This is a genomic window from Bifidobacterium biavatii DSM 23969, from assembly GCF_000741165.1.
In the GTDB taxonomy this organism is placed as follows: domain Bacteria; phylum Actinomycetota; class Actinomycetes; order Actinomycetales; family Bifidobacteriaceae; genus Bifidobacterium; species Bifidobacterium biavatii.
Genome location: NZ_JGYN01000030.1, coordinates 277,145 through 293,839 on the forward strand (window position 1 = coordinate 277,145; position 16,695 = coordinate 293,839).

The 16,695-nt window shown below is 66.3% G+C and carries 9 protein-coding genes; 3 read left to right on the forward strand and 6 right to left on the reverse strand.

The annotated features are described in order from the left end of the window. Window positions 1-171: 171 nt before the first annotated feature. Window positions 172-4,059 carry an FtsX-like permease family protein gene (locus BBIA_RS10610; protein WP_051924011.1) on the reverse strand — a complete coding sequence of 1,296 codons (3,888 nt, stop codon included), beginning with the start codon at window positions 4,057-4,059 and terminating at the stop codon, window positions 172-174. A 365-nt stretch (window positions 4,060-4,424) separates the two neighbouring features. Beyond that, the gene (locus BBIA_RS10615) at window positions 4,425-5,126 is read right to left on the reverse strand and encodes an ABC transporter ATP-binding protein (protein WP_033492655.1); all 702 of its coding nucleotides are present in this window, start codon (window positions 5,124-5,126) and stop codon (window positions 4,425-4,427) included. 317 nt (window positions 5,127-5,443) lie between these two features. Here BBIA_RS10615 and BBIA_RS10620 point away from each other — a divergent pair, with 317 nt between their 5' ends. Further along, on the forward strand, window positions 5,444-6,919 hold the full coding sequence (locus BBIA_RS10620) for an amino acid permease (RefSeq protein ID WP_162179171.1): 1,476 nt from the start codon (window positions 5,444-5,446) through the stop codon (window positions 6,917-6,919). 289 nt (window positions 6,920-7,208) lie between these two features. Here the strand turns inward: BBIA_RS10620 and BBIA_RS10625 are convergent, their stop codons facing one another. The 4 genes from BBIA_RS10625 to yicI form a co-directional block, all read right to left on the reverse strand. Continuing rightward, window positions 7,209-8,552, reverse strand: a complete 1,344-nt coding sequence (locus BBIA_RS10625) for a serine hydrolase domain-containing protein (RefSeq protein ID WP_033492657.1) — start codon at window positions 8,550-8,552, stop codon at window positions 7,209-7,211. 98 nt (window positions 8,553-8,650) lie between these two features. Then, a complete protein-coding gene (locus tag BBIA_RS10630) occupies window positions 8,651-9,793 on the reverse strand; it encodes a glycosyl hydrolase (RefSeq protein WP_033492659.1) in 1,143 nt (380 codons plus the stop codon). A 414-nt stretch (window positions 9,794-10,207) separates the two neighbouring features. Continuing rightward, entirely contained in the window at window positions 10,208-12,502 is a 2,295-nt protein-coding gene (locus BBIA_RS10635) for an alpha-galactosidase (protein WP_238548501.1), read from the reverse strand. A 90-nt stretch (window positions 12,503-12,592) separates the two neighbouring features. Next, window positions 12,593-14,803, reverse strand: a complete 2,211-nt coding sequence (yicI, locus tag BBIA_RS10640) for an alpha-xylosidase (RefSeq protein WP_051923988.1) — start codon at window positions 14,801-14,803, stop codon at window positions 12,593-12,595. Between the two features lie 187 nt (window positions 14,804-14,990). Here yicI and BBIA_RS10645 point away from each other — a divergent pair, with 187 nt between their 5' ends. Both BBIA_RS10645 and BBIA_RS10650 read left to right on the forward strand, forming a co-directional pair. Further along, window positions 14,991-15,812, forward strand: coding sequence for a hypothetical protein (locus BBIA_RS10645; RefSeq protein WP_051923989.1), 822 nt, complete (start codon window positions 14,991-14,993; stop codon window positions 15,810-15,812). Between the two features lie 114 nt (window positions 15,813-15,926). Further along, a complete protein-coding gene (locus tag BBIA_RS10650) occupies window positions 15,927-16,577 on the forward strand; it encodes a DUF624 domain-containing protein (RefSeq protein WP_051923990.1) in 651 nt (216 codons plus the stop codon). Window positions 16,578-16,695 lie beyond the last annotated feature (118 nt).

A 16,695-nucleotide genomic window follows, 5' to 3' on the forward strand; every position in this document is an offset into this window, starting at 1 on the left:
CGGATGAAATAGCCGTCTATCATTGCATCCAACGGCGAAGCTGCGGTGGGCAGATCGTCCGAATACCGTGGCGGAGAGATTTCTCCGCTCGCTTCGCTCGGTCGAAATGACACATCCCGATGCCCTACCGAGAAGGTTCGAATGGCATGGCATCGGCAGCATGTCGATTCACTACTCGACGGATTTGGGGGAACTGACCGGGTCGATGCGGTCGAGAACCGGATTGGTGAAGAACTGCACGAGCAGCGCGAACACCATGGTCACAGCCGCGGCGATCGCGTAGCTTTGCCAACGTACGCTGACCTCGAAGTAGATGCCGGGCATGGCCAGCGCCGCCGTGAGCAGCCCGCCGACCCAGCGCCCGACCGGCAGACCGACGACCACACCGAGCACGGTCAGGATCAGCATTTCACGGTTCACGTACCGGTGCACCTCGCGGTCGAAGAATCCAAGCACCTTGAGCGTAGCCATTTCGCGCACACGCTCGGACACGTTCGTGTTGGCGAGCGTGAACAGCACCACGAGCGCGAGACCGCCGGCCAATGCCACGATGAGCGCCACCACCGCGCCCATCAGGTCGAAGCTGAAGCTGCGTTGCAGATCGGCCGTACTGGCCACGCTGAGCACGTTCGCATCCTTGCCGAGCCGCTCCGCATACGCGATCTGCTCGTCGTCGGAGCCATCGTATTGCGCGAAAATCGCGTTCATCTGCACGCCGTCGACCACGGTGTCCAGCGAATCGGCACTTGTCACGTCTTCCGAGGAATCACCGTCGCCGTTCGTCGAATCCGCGGTCGAATCCTGAGCCGAATCCGCCGACGCACCGCCGCTTGCGGTCGCATCCGTCGCGGTTCCCACAGCATCCCCGCCGTCCGCGGTTCCGCCGAAGAACCGCGCGTAGTCGCCGGCCGTCACGTACACGTCCGAGCCGATCACCGACCGGCTGACCGCGGCGACGCGCACCTGCTTGCGCTGCGCTTCACCGTTTTTGAGCGTGATCTGGTCGCCGGCGCGCACGCCGAGCGCGTTCGCAGCGCTTTGCGCGACAATCACGCCGTCCGGCCGGCCGTGTTCGAACGCGGACAGGCGTATCGGCGAGCCGTCCGCGGCCGAGCGCAGGTCGACGATCCGGTTGAGCGCGGCTTCGTCCGGTACGGTGACGATCTGCACGGTTTCCGTTTCGTCCATGCCGGTCGTGATCTCGCCGTTTTCGATCCGCGCCAGCGCGACCGCACCGGACGCGTCTGACGCTTCAGCCGAACCGTCAGACGAACCGTCAGACGAATCAGCCGAATCAGCTGAACTGGACGCACCGGCGCCGCCAATCGTCCCGTCGTCGTTCAGCCGTTCCAGCATCGACGCAACGTGATCGTGATCGGTCACGACCATCAGGTCGTAGCGGTACACGTCCCGGTACTGCGTGACCGGCAGCGCGTCGACCGTGTCGCTGATCGCCAGCCCGCACACGATGAGCGCGGTGCAACCGGCCACGCCGCCGACCGTCATGATCAGCCGCGACTTGAACCGCACGAGGTTGCGCACGGTGACCTTGTTGAGGAATTTCATGCGCCGCCACAGCGGCCCGATCCGTTCGAGCAGCACGCGCGAGCCGGCCCGCGGCGCTTTCGGCCGCATGAGTTCGGCCGGCGTGAGCCGCAGTTCGCCCGCGCACGCGACCGCCGTGGCCGCGACGATGCCGACCACGAACAGCGCGATGCCGGCCGAACCGTACAGCCAGTCGTATTCGAACCGCACGCCGGGCACGGTGTACAGGCCCTGCAGCACAACGAGCAGGAACGCCGGAATGCCGATGAATCCGGCGATCAGGCCGAGTCCGCCGCCGATCAGACAGGCGAGCGCAGCGAACAGCACGTAGCGCGCGCCGATCGCGACCGGCCCGTACCCGAGCCCGACGTACGTGCCGATCAGGCCGCGTTCCTCCTCGACCATGCGCGTCATGGTCGTCAGGCTCATGAGCACGGCGACGAGCAGGAACACAACGGGGAACGCGCGGCCGATCGATTCGATCGAACTCAGGTCCGATTTGATCGCGCTGAATCCGCCGATCGCGGAACGAGTCTGCACGTACCAGCGCGCTTCGGCGATATCGTCGACGCGCTGCTGCTGCCGGTCGAATTCGTCGCTGGCCTGCTGCTTGCTGCGGTCGAGTTTGGCCTGCGCGGCGGTGAGCTGTTTCTCACCGTCGGCGAGCTTGGTTTCCGCGGCTTTGAGCTGTTTGCGGCCGTCTTCGAGTTGTTTGCGACCGTCCTTGAGCTCGGTTTCCTGCTTGTCGAGTTCTTTGGATTGTTCGTCGAGTTTGGCCTCGTTCGCGTCGAGCTGCTTGCTTTGCTGGTTGAGTTTGGCGTTGCTGTCGGCGGCTTTGAGTTCCTGCGAAACGAGCTGCTCGTTCTGCTGGTCGAGTTGGGTTTGCGCGGGAATGATGGTGTTGTTCAGCGTGGCGGCGAGTTGGTCCCGCTGCTGCGCGAGCTGCGCGCGTTGCGTGGCGAGGCTGGAACGTTGGGCGTCCAGTTGGCCGATGATTGCGGCGATGCCGGCCTGGTCGGGCTGCGCTTGCGGCGCGTTGATGCCGAACGCGGCGAGTTGCTTGCGCAGCTGCGTCCACTGGCTGTTGGATGTGCCGTTGGAGCGGGTGGCGACGACTGTGTCGCGGCCCGCGTCGTCGGCGGCACCGGACTTGCCGGAGTCGCTGACGGAATCGCTGTCGTCATCGTGCGCGGATCCGCTGCCGTTGACGGACGGCAGTGCGTTGAGCGCGTCCGTCAGCGAACCGATCGTCGCGACCGTACCGTCGATCGTCGCGATGCCCTGTTTCGTCTGCGCAATGCCAGCGTCGATCGGCTTGCGCTTGTCGGTCAGCTCGGCCTGCGCCGCGTTGAGTTTGGCGCGTGCGGATGTGAGCTGCGCGTTGCCGGCGTCGAGTTGCGCGCGGGCCGTTTTGATCTGCGCGCGACCGTCGTCGATCTGCTGTTTGGCCTGCGCGATCTGCTCGCGCGCGTCTTTGATTTGCTGTTCGCCGTCCTTGATTGTGGCGTCGTTCTCGTCGAGCTTGCGGCGGTTGGTTTCCAGCTCGTTGCGGCCTGTGAGCAGGTCGGCGGAGTTTTTGTCGAGCTTGGCCTGCGCGTCGGCGAATTGCTTGGCGGCCTTGGTTTTTGCGTCGTCGAGCTTGGCTTGGGCCGTGTCGACAAGCTGTTGGCGACGGGCCTGCTGCCGGCTGGTTTGCACCTTGTGTTCGATGCGTTCGGCGACTGTTCGGACCATGTCGTCGTAATCGCTGCCGAACGAGCTTGTGTCGGCCGCGCCCGTGACAGTGATGCTGATGGCGGTGTAGATGTCGCCGGTCACGCCGTCGCTGGGTGCGAAGAATGTGTAGTCGGATGCGAGCGTTTGCCGGAATGCCTTGCTGCCGATGCCGTCGGGGTTGCTCACATCCTTCGGGTCGAGGACTTCGCCGACGATCGTGAGCTTGGTCGGGAATCGCGGGGCCTGTTCGCCGGTCGCGTCCGCTGCGGCGCCGTTGGCGGAATCAGTCGCGTCGTTGTCGTCGGACGCATCCGTCGCCTCGTCGGTCGTTTCATCGGCCGGCGTGACGGTGAGCTTATCGCCGATCGCCAGCCCGCTGTCCATCAGGAACTTCTTCGTGACCGCGATTTCGCCGGATTTGGCCGGCATGCGGCCGTCCTGCAGATACGGCTGGTCGAGTCCGGCCGTACCGATTTCGGTGAGCGTCACGGTTTTGGCCGTGCCGTCCACCTTGGTTTCGACGCTCTGGCTGCGCTCGGGTTGCACGACAGCGACGCCGTCGATCGACTTGAGCGCGGCCACGTCGTCGTCGGTCAGACCGAGCGTGGACATCACCTGAATGTCGTGCAGTCCCTGCGCGTCGTAAAACCGATCGGCCGCAAGGAACATGTCACGACAACCGGCGTAAATGCCGGTGAGCACGGCCACGCCGAGCAGCGATATCACGGCGATCGACACGAACCGCTTCCATCCGCGCAGCCAGCAGCGCAGCGTGTCCTTCGCGAACGCGGCGGACATGCCGCGACCGGCCGCGGCGCGATCCGCAGCATCCCCGGACGCGTCGTTCGCCGACGCATCGTACGCACCCCGGTCGGTCACCACATCGTCCGACACGGATGCCAGTTCATCCTCGTACGCGGCGTTCGCGGCGGCAGCCTCGTCGCCATCGTTCGCGGCCGAACGGCCGACGTGCACGGCGTAGCGCGGCGCATCGTCATCCGGCATGGACGCGAGCGCGTCCTTGTACGCGACGTTCGTCGACGCATGCATGCTGTCGGCATCGTTCGCATCCGCCGCGTCAACACCGTCCGCGTCATATCGCGACTCGCCGCCGGCCTCGCCGCCGACCTTGCCATACCGCTGTTTACGAACCATCGCAGCACCTACCATTCGATGTCGGCGATCGGCGTGGGCGCGGGGTTCGTCTCCTCGCTCGTCACCTTGCCGGAACGGAAGCGGATCACCTTGTGCGCCATGGGCGCGAGCGCGGAGTTGTGCGTGATGATCATGACCGTCATGCCCTCCTCGTGGCAGATGGTCTGCAGCAGCTGCAGCACCTCCTTGCCGGTTTCGTAGTCGAGCGCGCCGGTCGGCTCGTCGCACAGCAGCAGTTTCGGCTTTTTCGCAATCGCGCGCGCGATGGAGACGCGCTGCTGCTCGCCGCCGCTCAGCTGCGCGGGGAAGTTGTTCAGGCGATCGGCCAGGCCGACTTTGCGCAACGTGTCGGCCGGGTCGAAATGGTCGGGGCAGATCTGGCTGGCGAGTTCAACGTTTTCCAGCGCGGTCAGGTTCGGCACGAGATTGTAGAACTGGAAGACGAAGCCGATGTCGGTGCGGCGGTAGGCGATCAGGTCGCGTTTGCGCAGGCCGGTGATGTCGCGGCCGCCGACGATCACGCGGCCGGACGTGGCCGTGTCCATGCCGCCGAGGATGTTGAGCGCCGTGGTCTTGCCCGCGCCGGACTGGCCGAGGATGACGGTCAGTTCGCCCGCGTCCGCGGTGAAGCTGGCGCCGTCGAGCGCGCGGATCACCGTTTCGCCGGCCGGGTACTCCTTGGTCACCTCGTCGAACTCGATATACGTCATCGCGCACCCCTTCGTCGCTCCTGCCGCCGCGCCCGCTGTGGCACCGTACGATCCCTACACGGCTTATCGCACCACCGTGCCACTTCGCCGCCGGCACACGCGGCCAGCCGCGTCATTCCACTCCCCTTATTCTCCCACAGTTTCTCCCGAAGTCGCGGGTACGAACCGGCCAACCGGAACGTCGATTCCCCATGCGGATCCGAGCGATTGGACGCGACGAAGGCCCGAAACGCGGTTTGCCTTACAATACCCTCGTTGCATAGGTATGCATGCAGTGTGGCTGCACGGCCTGCCGCATGCGAGAGATTGGAGAGCATATGGTCGACAAGACCACCGCGCCGGCGCGCAAGCCGCGCGAAACGGACGACGTGCCGGTGCCGGCGACGCTGCGCAAGTCACTGAAAAACCGTCATATCCAGCTCATCGCGCTGGGCGGCGCGATCGGCACGGGCCTGTTCTACGGTTCGAGCGAGTCGATTTCGCTGGCCGGACCGTCGATTCTGCTCGCGTATCTGGTCGGCGGTCTGGCGATCTTCATGATCGTGCGCGCGCTGAGCGAAATGTCGGTCGAGGATCCGAAAGCCGGCGCGTTCAGCTACTACGCGACCCGCTACTGGTCGAAGCGCGCCGGATTCGTGAGCGGCTGGAACTACTGGTTCAACTACATCCTCGTGTCGATGGTCGAACTGTCGGTCGTCGGCAGCTTCGTCAACTACTGGTTCCCGAACATCCCGCAATGGGTGTCCGCGGCCGTGTTCCTCGTCGTGATCGCCGCCGCGAACCTGCTCGGCGTGAGCAAGTTCGGCGAATTCGAGTTCTGGTTCGCGATCATCAAGATCGTGGCCGTCGTCGCGATGATCCTCGGCGGCCTCGCCGTGCTCGTCGCGGGGCTTCCGACCGACTCGGGCATCAAGGCCAGCTTCGCGAACTGGTTCGCGATCGACGGCGGCTTCTTCCCGCACGGCCTCATGCAGCGCACGGCCGACGGCCAGTGGACGGGCCTCCTCATGGCCCTGTGCGTCGTGATGTTCAGCTTCGGCGGCACCGAGCTGATCGGCATCACCGCAGGCGAAACCGAAGATCCGCGCGTCACGATCCCGAAGGCCACGAACGGCATTATCTGGCGTATTCTCGTGTTCTACATCGGCGCGCTCGGCGTGATCATGGCCGTGGTGCCGTGGAACACGATCGACGGCAAGTCCAGCCCGTTCGTGCAGATCTTCGACTCGGTGGGCGTGCACGCGGCCGCCGGCATCCTCAACTTCGTGTGCCTGACCGCCGTGATGAGCGTCTACAACTCCGGCCTGTACGCGAACTCGCGCATGCTGTACTCGCTCGCCAAGCAGGGCAACGCGCCCGCATACTTGGGCAAGCTGAACTCGCACGGCGTGCCGGTGGCGGGCGTGGTCACGTCCGCGATCATCACGGCGCTGGCCGTGGTCGTCGTGTTCCTGTGGCCGGAGTTCGCGTTCAACTATCTCATGTCGATCGCGACGATCGCCGGCGTGATTAACTGGTCGATGATCATGGTCACGGAAATGCATTTCCGTCGCGTGGTCGCGGCGGGCGACGGTCCGGCCGAACTCGCCGGACTGCACGGTTCCGAGGCGTTGGACGCGATCCATTTCAAACTGCCGTTCGCGCGCATGATGCCGTACGCCGTGCTCGCGTTCCTCGCGCTCGTCGTGGTGCTCATGTGCTTCTCGCCGAGCTACCGCGTGGCCGTGGTCGCCGGCGTGATCTGGCTGGCGATCCTGCTCGGAGCGTATCAGCTCACGCAGGCGCGGCGGTAGGTCACGCGCCGGTCGGCCGCGACAAGCGAGCCGCAATCGCAAGGCCGTAACTCAGCAGGATCACAACGATCCCATTGGGTTACGGCCTTTTTCGCGCCCGGAAACGACCGTAACTCAACAAGAAACGCACGTTCCTGCTGAGTTACGGCCGCCCACAGGCCGCAGAACGACCGTAACTCAATGGGAGGAACGCGATATTGCTGAGTTACGGCCTGCAGGCGGACGACTGACTGCGACACGGCCGCCGGCGGACGGTCGCAACGCAACGGAGCGTGACGAAGCCGCCCGTCTACTCCAGATGCGTGTTGACGATGTTCTTAACCTTGCGGGTGAGCGGCACGGTGCCCGCATTGGCGAGCTGGATGTTGAACAGGAACGTCGCATCGGCCGCCGGATCGTTGCAGAAATACGTGCCGAGCCAGCCGTCCCAACCGTATTCACCCCGGTGCGAAAGCATGAGCGACTTGCCCGGCTCTTCGACGATGCGCATGAACGTGTTGTAGCTGCAGCCCGGCTGCCAGCCTTCGTAGTCCGGGTAATGCCGCGCGAACAGCGCGCCCGAGGTCATCGTGCGCACGGTGAGCGGCTGCAGGATGCGCACGCCGTCCAGCTCGCCGCCGTTCAGCAGCATCCGCGCGAACCGCGCGTAGTCGTCGATCGTGGACTTGAGACCGGCGCCGCCGGCCTGATACGCGGGATCGGACGTCGCCGCATACGCGACGCCGAGATGGTCGGTGACGATCTCGCGCAGCGGCTTGCCCGCATTCGTCGGATCGATCGGGAAGTCCGGGCTGTCGGCGATCTCGGCGAGGCGGTCGAGCTTGCCGGCGGGCACGTAGAACGCGGTGTCGCGCATGCCGAGCGGCTCGAAGATCTCGTCGTGCAGGAAGTCGCCGAACCGCTTGCCCGACACGACCTCGACGATCGCACCCACCACGTCCGCGCTCGTGCCGTACATCCAGTGCGATCCGGGCTGGAACCGCAGCGGACAGCCGCCGAGCCGGTTCGCGAGTTCGACGGTGTCCATCGGATCGTCGCCGTGCAGCCGGGCGCCGAGCTCGTCGAAGACCTTGCCGACCAGCCGCCCGGCCTCGAACTGCGGATCGGGGTACGGCAGACCCGATGTCATCGTGAGCAGATCCTTGACGGTCAGGTCGCGTTCGAGCGGCACGGTGCGTTCGCCGTCGCCGGCCACCGAGCCGATCGTGCCGGCCATGTCGGTCGGGATATCGTTGGTGAGGAAGGCGGTTTCACCGTCGGGCTGTCCGTCGCGGTCGTGAACGGCGACACCGGCACCGGCAGCGCCGGCGACCCGTCCGCCGGGCACGAATTCGGTGGTGACGCGCTGCCCCTTGAACCCGGGCAGAAAGTCACTGACCGGCTGCGCGAGGTCGATCAGTCCGCGTTCCACGAGGATCATCGCGGCCGTGCCGGTGATCGGCTTGGTCTGCGAGTACAGGCGGAAGATCGTGTCGCGGGTCATCGGCCGCGGCACGGTGATGCCGCGCGCGCCGGTCTCGGCGTACCAACGTTCCTCGCCATGCTGGATGGCCAGCATGTTCGCACCGGCCACCTCGCCACGATCCACCGCACGATCCAATGCATCCTGGATCAGCTGCTGTGCGTCTGCCATTGTTTCCCCCTCTGCGATCACTGCGGCGATGACTACGGCTTCTCCCCTGACGAGCGGAGCCGCCGATCAGCTCATCAACCAGCCTATCGGACTGCCGGTCACGCGTACATGTTCGGCAGCGTATCCGCCATGCGCATGAAATCATCGCGCACGAACCGCCGGAAATCCTCGGCATACGGCGAGTCCACGGTCGGCGTGCCGTATGCGCCGGTGTCTTCCGCCCCGGCGAAATTGCTCCACGGCAGATACCACAGCGCACGACGCGTGTATCGGTTCGCCTTCGCGGCGCTCAGTAGGAACGTCGTCCACGGCGTGTTCGGATCATCGCCGTACGCGGCCGCAAACTCGCGCGGCGACCCGACCTCGGTGACCGCCGCAAGCCGCCCGCGCTCCTCGCCGAGCCGGCCGATCAACGTGAGGATGCGCACGAGCTTGTCGTGCCGTTCGTGCGGGTCGGCCGCCTCCGGGCCGGAAAGCGGGCGGTCGATGTCCCAGTAGTCGTCGAGACCGAGCACGTCGACGTACTCGTCGCCCGGATAGCCACGCAGATAGCCGGCCTCGAGCGTCGCGTCGTCGGTCATGTCGATGCGGCTGCGGTCGGGCGAATACGCATACAGCACATGATGCACGCCGCGCGCGTCGCGCAGGTATTCGACGGTCATGCGCCACAGCGAGGCGAACTGTTCCGGCGTGGTGTCGGTCGGCTGCGCGGGCGAGCCGGAGCACCACCAGAACCAGTCGCCGGTGTGCTCGTGGAACGGGCGGAACACGACCGGGATCGGCTCGCCGTTCGCGTCACGCACGCTCAGCAGGAAGTCGGCGAGACGGTCGAGCCAGCCGATGTACTGGTCGTGATGCGATCCGCCGGGCAGCACCGCGGCGACCGAGCCGGGCGCGAGGTTCTCGCCGTAGCCGCCTTCGGTGATCGGGTTGACCGAGTGCCAGCTGAACGTGACGATCGCGCCCATCTCGTAGGCTCGGCGGGATTCCCGGCGGATGTCGTCGAACGGCATGTGGTCGATGTTCTCGTCCCAGCCGAGTTCGATGCGGCCGAGGTCGATGCCCCACACGGCCGGATAGGCGCCGGTCACGGCGAACGTGTCGGAGTCCGCGTCGGCGGTGTGACGGGCGAACGTGTCGCCTTGATGGCCGAACATGGCGAATTCGCCGGTGTGCGCGTGCAGGGCGTCGAACAGCGCGCGGGCGCGAGGGGTGAGGTTCGGGTCGACCGGGATGGCCATGGCTTTGCCTTTCCTTGGTTTGGCGGCGCATTGCGGCGTCGCATGGTCATGATGACTGATGTACGTGGGCACCGCCGTCATCGTGACTCTCGACGGAGCCTGTTGATGGTCACGATGACGGTACGCCGATGAAGTTCGGTCATCGTGACTTGTCCGATGGTCACGATGACGCAGCGGGACGGCTGATCCGATATCGTGACTCACCGCGAAGGTCACAGATCGTTGATATTCCAAGCGTCACGATGGAAGGTCGCCAAAGCGGCACCGAACGTGATGGTCACGATGACATCATATCGGCGGCAGCGCGTCATCGTGACCCGCGAATATGGTCACGATGACGAAATCCTCATGAGCAATCCGTCATCGTGACCATATCTCATCTGCGTCACCGTCGAGACGCGCGCAGCACGCCCGTCAGATCGCCTCGAACTCGAGCACGATCGCCTGCATCGGCCACAGGTTCGGCAGCTGCAGCCCGACCGTGCCGAGCAGCAGTCCGGGCGCGACGAATCCGCCGTCCTCCTGCGCGGAGGTGAGCCACTGCGGCGTCACCCACCCCCAGTGCGATTCGCCGATCTCACGGCGCATCCGCACGCGGTACGAGCGCGCCGGGTCAAGCCCGGTCACGAGCAGACGCTCGGCCAGCCAGTCGCGGATGTTGTCGGTGGTGGCGACGACCCACACGGCGTGCGTGCGGTCGGCGTTCACCACGCCGCGCGCCCGCAGCGATGGATCCTTGAGGTCGGCGTGCATCACGCGGCCGGTGTGCAGCAGTCCGCGCAGCTCTTTGTAGAGCGCGACGAACGACTTCAGCACGGCGATCTCGGCGTCCGTGCATTCGAGGATGTTCCACTCGAACCCGGAGCAGCCGGTGAGCGAGATGGCCGCACGGTAGCTCAGATCAGTGGCGCGCCACGTGGAGTGCGCGGGCGACGGGCCGACGTGCGCGCCGATCATCTCAGGCGGCACGATGAGTTCGGTCCAGCGCTGGATATCGACGCGGTCGCGCGGATCGTTGGAGTCGGACGCCCAGATGCGGTCGGCGTGCTGCAGGATGCCCGCGTCGGTGCGCGCGCCGCCGGACGAGCAGCTTTCGATCTCGAGTCCCGGGAAGCGCGTCTTCAGCTCGTCGAACAGTCGGTAGCAGGCTTCGGTCTGCTCATGCAGGCCGAACCGTCCGTCGTGCATCGGCTCGGTGACCTCGCGGTTGTGATCCCACTTGATGTAGTCCACGCCAAGCCGTTCGACGAGCGCGGCCATCTGGTCGCGCACATGCGCGTACGCGTCCGGATCAGCGAGGTCGAGCACGTACTGCGTACGGTACGACAGATCCTCGCGATACGGCACCGCTTCGGGCGCGGCGAGGATCCAGTCCGGGTGCTCGCGCGCCAGGTCGGAGTCGAGGTTGACCATCTCCGGCTCGAACCACAGGCCGAATTCCATGCCGAGCCCGTGTACGTGCGCGGCCAGCCCGTCGAGCCCGGCCGGCCAGACCTCCGGGTCGACCACCCAGTCACCAAGACCGCGCGTGTCGTCGCGCCGCTCGTGGAACCAGCCGTCGTCGAGCACGAATCGTTCCACGCCGACTTCGGCCGCACGGTCGGCGAGACGCTTGAGCGTCGCCTCATCGTGGTTGAAGTACACGGCCTCCCACGTGTTGAGCGTGAACGGGCGCGGCTTGGCGGTGACGTCCACATGGCCGGGCAGCGAGCGCAGCCAGCCGTGGAACCGGTCGGCGACGCCGTCCAATCCGCGCGAAGAGTAGGAGAAGCACACTTCCGGCGTGGTGTACGATTCGCCGGGCGCGAGGCGCACCTCGCCCGGTCCAAGCAGTTCGCCGGCGCCCAGTACCGGTTCGTGCGCGGGCAGGTTGTCGATGCGGTACGTCTGGTTGCCGCTCCATGCGAGGTGACATGCCCAGATCTCGCCGGACTGCGAGCGCGGCGTGCCGATGGACGCGATGAACATCCACGGGCTGTCGTGGCCGGTCTTGCCGCGGCGGCAGTCGCGCGTGACCGATCCGACGGGCAGCGCGGCGGTGGCGGGCTGCTTTTCGAGCGGCCAGCGGCCGGTGAACTGGGTGAGCGTATCGACGCGTTTCGGCATGGGCAGGGTGGCGTCGAGCCAGTTGACGGACAGCGGTTCGGTTGCGTTCGCGATGGGATGCACGGCCGGATCAGCGGTTGGATCGGCTGACGGATCGTCCGTGTTGGTGATCGTGTGCCGTGCGATGACCAGACCGGATGCGGTGATGCGCAGCGTCGCGGCGAGCTTGAGCCCGTTGACGTCGTCGGTCGCGGTGACGGTGATCGACGACGGGTCTGCGGCGGTTTCGACGTGCGTCCAGCGCGCGTAGACCGGACGGCCGCCGCGGTTCGCTTCGAGCCCGGCGCGGCCAGCCCAGCCTTCCGCGCCCTGCGGGATGAGCGACGGGCGCCATGCCGCGTCGGGCTTGTTCGGCGGGGTGTCCTTGAGCGTCATCGCGTCGAGCGCCGCGAGCGCGGATTCGTTGAGCGGGCATGCGGGCGAGCCGGCGGTCGCGCAGCCGGCGCAACTGCCGTTGCCGAGCGCGCGGCCGCAGTCGTCCGTCGACCCGACGATATCGCTCCCCCAGTATTCCACCTGCGGCATGTCGTCCGCGGGGGTCTTGAGTATCACGCATACGCCGCCGCCACGCAGCACGGCGTGGGGTCTCTGATCAAACATCATTGTCTCCTTATCGGTTAGGTATTCACTCGGCCACCGGCGGACGGTCGGCAGCGGCCACCGGCCGACCGCGACCGACCGCCGATCGCACGCTCAGAACCGCGCGTCCCCACGCACCCACAGCGGCACGTAGTCGAACCCGACGCCCGTCTCGCGCCGCCACGCGCCGGCCGCAAGCTCCACGGTCTCGCCGGTGAACCAGTTCGTCCACTTGCCCGCCGGCAGGTAGTACTCCACGTCGCCCTCGCGCGAGAACACGGGCGCGACGAGCAGGTCGGGGCCGAACATGTACTGCCGGTCGAGCTGCCATGCGGCCGGGTCGTCGGGGAACTCCATGAACATCGGGCGCATGATCGGCGTGCCGTGCTCGTGCGCCTCCTCGCCGCAGCGCACGAGGTACGGCAAGAGCCGCTGCTTGAGCTTGGTGAACTCGCGCAGCACCTCGACCGCGCTCTGCCCGGCCGGGATCTCGCGGCCGTGCTCGCGATCCCAGTCGTCGAACAGCCACGGCACGCGGTACAGGCGCGAGCCGTGCAGGCGCGAGTGCGAGCTGAGCAGGCCAAACGCCACCCAGCGCTTGTACACGTCGGAGTCGGGCACGGTGTCCTCGAAGCCGCCGATGTCGTGGCTCCAGTAGCCGAAGCCGGAGCTCAGCAGCGACAGTCCGCCGCGCAGGCTCTGCGCCATCGCCTCGAACGTGGACTCGCAGTCGCCGCCCCAGTGCACGGGCTCCATCTGGCCACCGACCGTGGCCGAGCGCGCGTACAGCACCGCCTCGCCTTCGCCGCGTTCCTCGGTGATCGCCTCGAACACGATCTGGTTGTACAGCTGCGTGAACCAGTTGTGCATGAGCGCCGGGTCGGTGCCGTCGTGCCAGACGACGCCGCGCGACGGGATGCGTTCGCCGAAGTCGGTCTTGATAGCGTCGACGCCCTGCCGCAGCAGTCCCTTGATCTTGCCTTTGTACCATTCGCGCGCGGCCGGGTTGGTCACGTCGATGATGCCCATGCCGGACTCCCACATGTCGGTGCGCCAGACCTTGCCGTCGGTGCGCTTGAGCAGGTAGCCAGCGGCCGCGGCCTCGTCGTAGACGGCCGATTCCTGGCCGATGTACGGGTTCGTCCACACGCAGATGTGCAGGCCGAACTCGTCGTGGAAGCGCTTGAGCATGGCGGTCGGGTTCGGGAACTGATCCTCGTCCCACGTGAAGTCGCACAGCTGGAACGGCTTCATCCAGAAGCAGTCGTAATGGAAAGCGTTGAGCGGGATGTCGAGGTCGCGCATGCGGGTGACCATCTCGGAGACGGTCGCCTCGTCGTAGTTCGTGGTGAACGACGTGGACAGCCACAGGCCGTAGCTCCATTCGGGCACGATCGGCGGACGGCCGGTGAGTGCGGTGTAGCGGTCGAGGATCTGCTTGGGGCTGCGTCCGCGGATGACGAAGAACTCGATCGATTCGCCGGGAACGGAGAACTGCACGGCGGCCGCGTTTTCGGTGCCGACCTCGAACGAGACGTGGCCGCGGTGGTTGACGAGGACGCCATAGCCGTGGTTGGTGAAGTAGAACGGGACGTTCTTGTAGGCCTGCTCGCTTTGGGTGCCGCCGTCCGAGTTCCATACGTCGATGGTCTGGCCGTTCTTGACGAACGGGCCGAAGTGCTCGCCGAAGCCGTACACGTTCTCGCCGACGCCGAGATGCAGTTGGACGCGCATGTACCGGTCGGACTCGTCGGCGGCACGGCCGGTCTCGCTCGCGCCGAACTCGCCGACCGGCTCGCTGGCGACGGGCGCGTCGGGGTCGAGCGTGAAGTGGGCGATGGCGCGGCCGATGGCGGCGGTGAGCGGGGTTTCGGTGATCGGCGAGCCGGTCGGGACTGACGAATCGGCCGGGTCGCTCGGGTCGAGGCCGAGGAAGCGCATCGAGAACGGCGCGCCCTTGGCGATGGCGACTTTGAGGTCGCCGGTGGTCAACGTGCCGTCGCCGGTCGCCTCGTCGATGGCGGCCGTGCCGACGGACGCGCCGTCGCCGGGGATGATCGGGAAGCCCCGGCCGACGGATTCGCCGCGCCAGCGTTCGATGTTGACGCGCGCGACGCCTTCCATCGGCGACGACACGGTGACGGTGAACGAGGCGAGGTTCATGGTGTGGCCGAGCGATGCGATCCGCACGCTTGGCACCAGCGCGCGCAATGCGGAATCCGCGGCTCCGTCGCCGGACGCCGTGGTCGTGATCCGGTAGATCTCCTCGCTCGCCGCGCGCTGCACGTGCGGACGGACGCACCAGTATCCATCGGTGAATTTCATCGTCGCTCCTTTGCCTGTGATCATCGCGGATGATCGGGTTCGCGTCTGCCATGTCCGCGAACCGTAAGTTTTCCGGTAGAACTATTACGGTGACACCAGCATATCTTAATCGGTTAAGCAACACGCGGTTCGTTTGTTATACTGGATGCGTCCACATACATGACGGCAACGCGGCAAGGGTGTGATCATGACTGAGAATCGGCGGAATACCAACGATACGCAGGATCAGACCGCCGCACAAGACTCACGGGACATGCAGGGCGACATGCGTGGCGTCGGCATCACCGAAACCCAAGCCGACGCGATCGGCACGCTCTCCGGCGGCATCGCCTACCGCGGCAAGTCGCGCGTCGCGACGCTGCTCGCACTGCCCGCCGATCGCAAATGGCCGTATTTCCGCGACCAACTGCTCGCCCGCACGCTCGCCGTTGCGGCGGCCGTCGTCATCGTCGTCTATCTGGCCGTGCAGGTCCTCACGCCCGTGGCCGCGCCGCAGCTCACCGTCGCCGTCGTGCGCGGCGCGCTCAACGACCAGGACGCGACCAGCCTGCAGGCACAGGTGGCTCAATCGCTTAAGTTGCCGGAGGGGCGCGAGGGCGGCGTCACCATCGACGCCGGATACGACCTGACCGACAACAACAGCCTGACGAAACTGCAGACCAGGCTGTCCGCCAACGAGATCGACATGATCGTCGCCCCGGCCTCCGATTTCGCCAAGCTCGCCGGATTCGGCTACTTCCAGCCGATCACGAAGGCGCTCACCGAGAAACAGCGATCCACGCTCAAGGACGCGTTCGCCTCGTTCCGCGGCTACGACGACTCCGGCGACACCGACATCGACTACGACGGGTCGGGCAAGGGCGCGAGCGAGCAGTACGGGCTCAAGCTCGCCGGCGCGAAGGACTGGGATGCGCTCGGCTCGGCCGACGAGGACGCGCTGGCCGGTGTCATCGTCGACACGAAGAACGACGGCAACGCGCAACGGTTCATCGACTATCTGTTCTGGTAGGCGCGGCGGGCGCGCCGCGACGGCGCCTCTGCCGTCGCGCCATCGCGGCGTCATCGACCGGTGGCGGCACACCATCAACGGCACGGCAACAGCACAACAAGCAAGGCAGGCATCATGAGAATCGCACAGCAGGACAACCCGTTCAACGCGTTCATGTCGCGCGTCGGCGACCTCGCGCTCGTCAACATCGCGTGGGCGGTGTGCTGCCTGCCGGTCGTGACGATCGGCGCGTCGACGGCGGCGATGTACGAGGTGGTGCGCGGCCTGCACGAGGACGACGACGCGCCCGTGCTCCGGCGGTTCGCCCGCGCGTTCACGCGGCGGTTCGGCGCCTCGCTCGCGCTGGAGCTGATCGCGGCCGCGTTCCTCGGGCTCGGCACGTTCGATCTGTGGTATCTGACCAAGGTGGAGGCCAACACGCAGTTCGCGTCCGTCGCGTACGGCGTGATCATCGCGATCGGGCTGATCGTGGCGGCCGGCGCGGGGTTCGTATTCCCGGTCACGTCGCGCTCGAAGCTGACGGTGGGCGCGCAGATCGCGCAGTCGTTCCGCGTGGCGCTGGCGCATCCGGCGGTCGCGCTGGAGACGCTCGCGCTGAACCTGCTGCCGGTCGTGATCGCGACGTTCGTGCCGGGAGGCCTGTTCCCGGTCGTGTTCTTCTGGGGGCTGCTGCTCACCGCCGCCAGCGCGTGGCTCATCATCCGGCTCATGCTCGGCGCCGGCATCATCGCCCTCCCCGCCAAGTCCGCCGCCCCGGAGGCATAGCACTACAGCCCACAGCCCGAATCTCCCCAACGGACAACCAGCCGATGCACCCACCTAAATCGGCTGCATGTCCGTTGAGATGAAAAACGTGAACACAAAACCGCTATACTTATGTAAA

What these genes read in the sequence shown, in the direction of transcription:
- BBIA_RS10610 (WP_051924011.1), bottom strand. Translation starts at nt 4,059, where the DNA reads ATGTCCGCCGCGTTCGCGAAGGACACGCTGCGCTGCTGGCTGCGCGGA.
- BBIA_RS10615 (WP_033492655.1), bottom strand. Translation starts at nt 5,126, where the DNA reads ATGACGTATATCGAGTTCGACGAGGTGACCAAGGAGTACCCGGCCGGC.
- BBIA_RS10620 (WP_162179171.1), top strand. Translation starts at nt 5,444, where the DNA reads ATGGTCGACAAGACCACCGCGCCGGCGCGCAAGCCGCGCGAAACGGAC.
- BBIA_RS10625 (WP_033492657.1), bottom strand. Translation starts at nt 8,552, where the DNA reads ATGGCAGACGCACAGCAGCTGATCCAGGATGCATTGGATCGTGCGGTG.
- BBIA_RS10630 (WP_033492659.1), bottom strand. Translation starts at nt 9,793, where the DNA reads ATGGCCATCCCGGTCGACCCGAACCTCACCCCTCGCGCCCGCGCGCTG.
- BBIA_RS10635 (WP_238548501.1), bottom strand. Translation starts at nt 12,502, where the DNA reads ATGATGTTTGATCAGAGACCCCACGCCGTGCTGCGTGGCGGCGGCGTA.
- yicI (WP_051923988.1), bottom strand. Translation starts at nt 14,803, where the DNA reads ATGAAATTCACCGATGGATACTGGTGCGTCCGTCCGCACGTGCAGCGC.
- BBIA_RS10645 (WP_051923989.1), top strand. Translation starts at nt 14,991, where the DNA reads ATGACTGAGAATCGGCGGAATACCAACGATACGCAGGATCAGACCGCC.
- BBIA_RS10650 (WP_051923990.1), top strand. Translation starts at nt 15,927, where the DNA reads ATGAGAATCGCACAGCAGGACAACCCGTTCAACGCGTTCATGTCGCGC.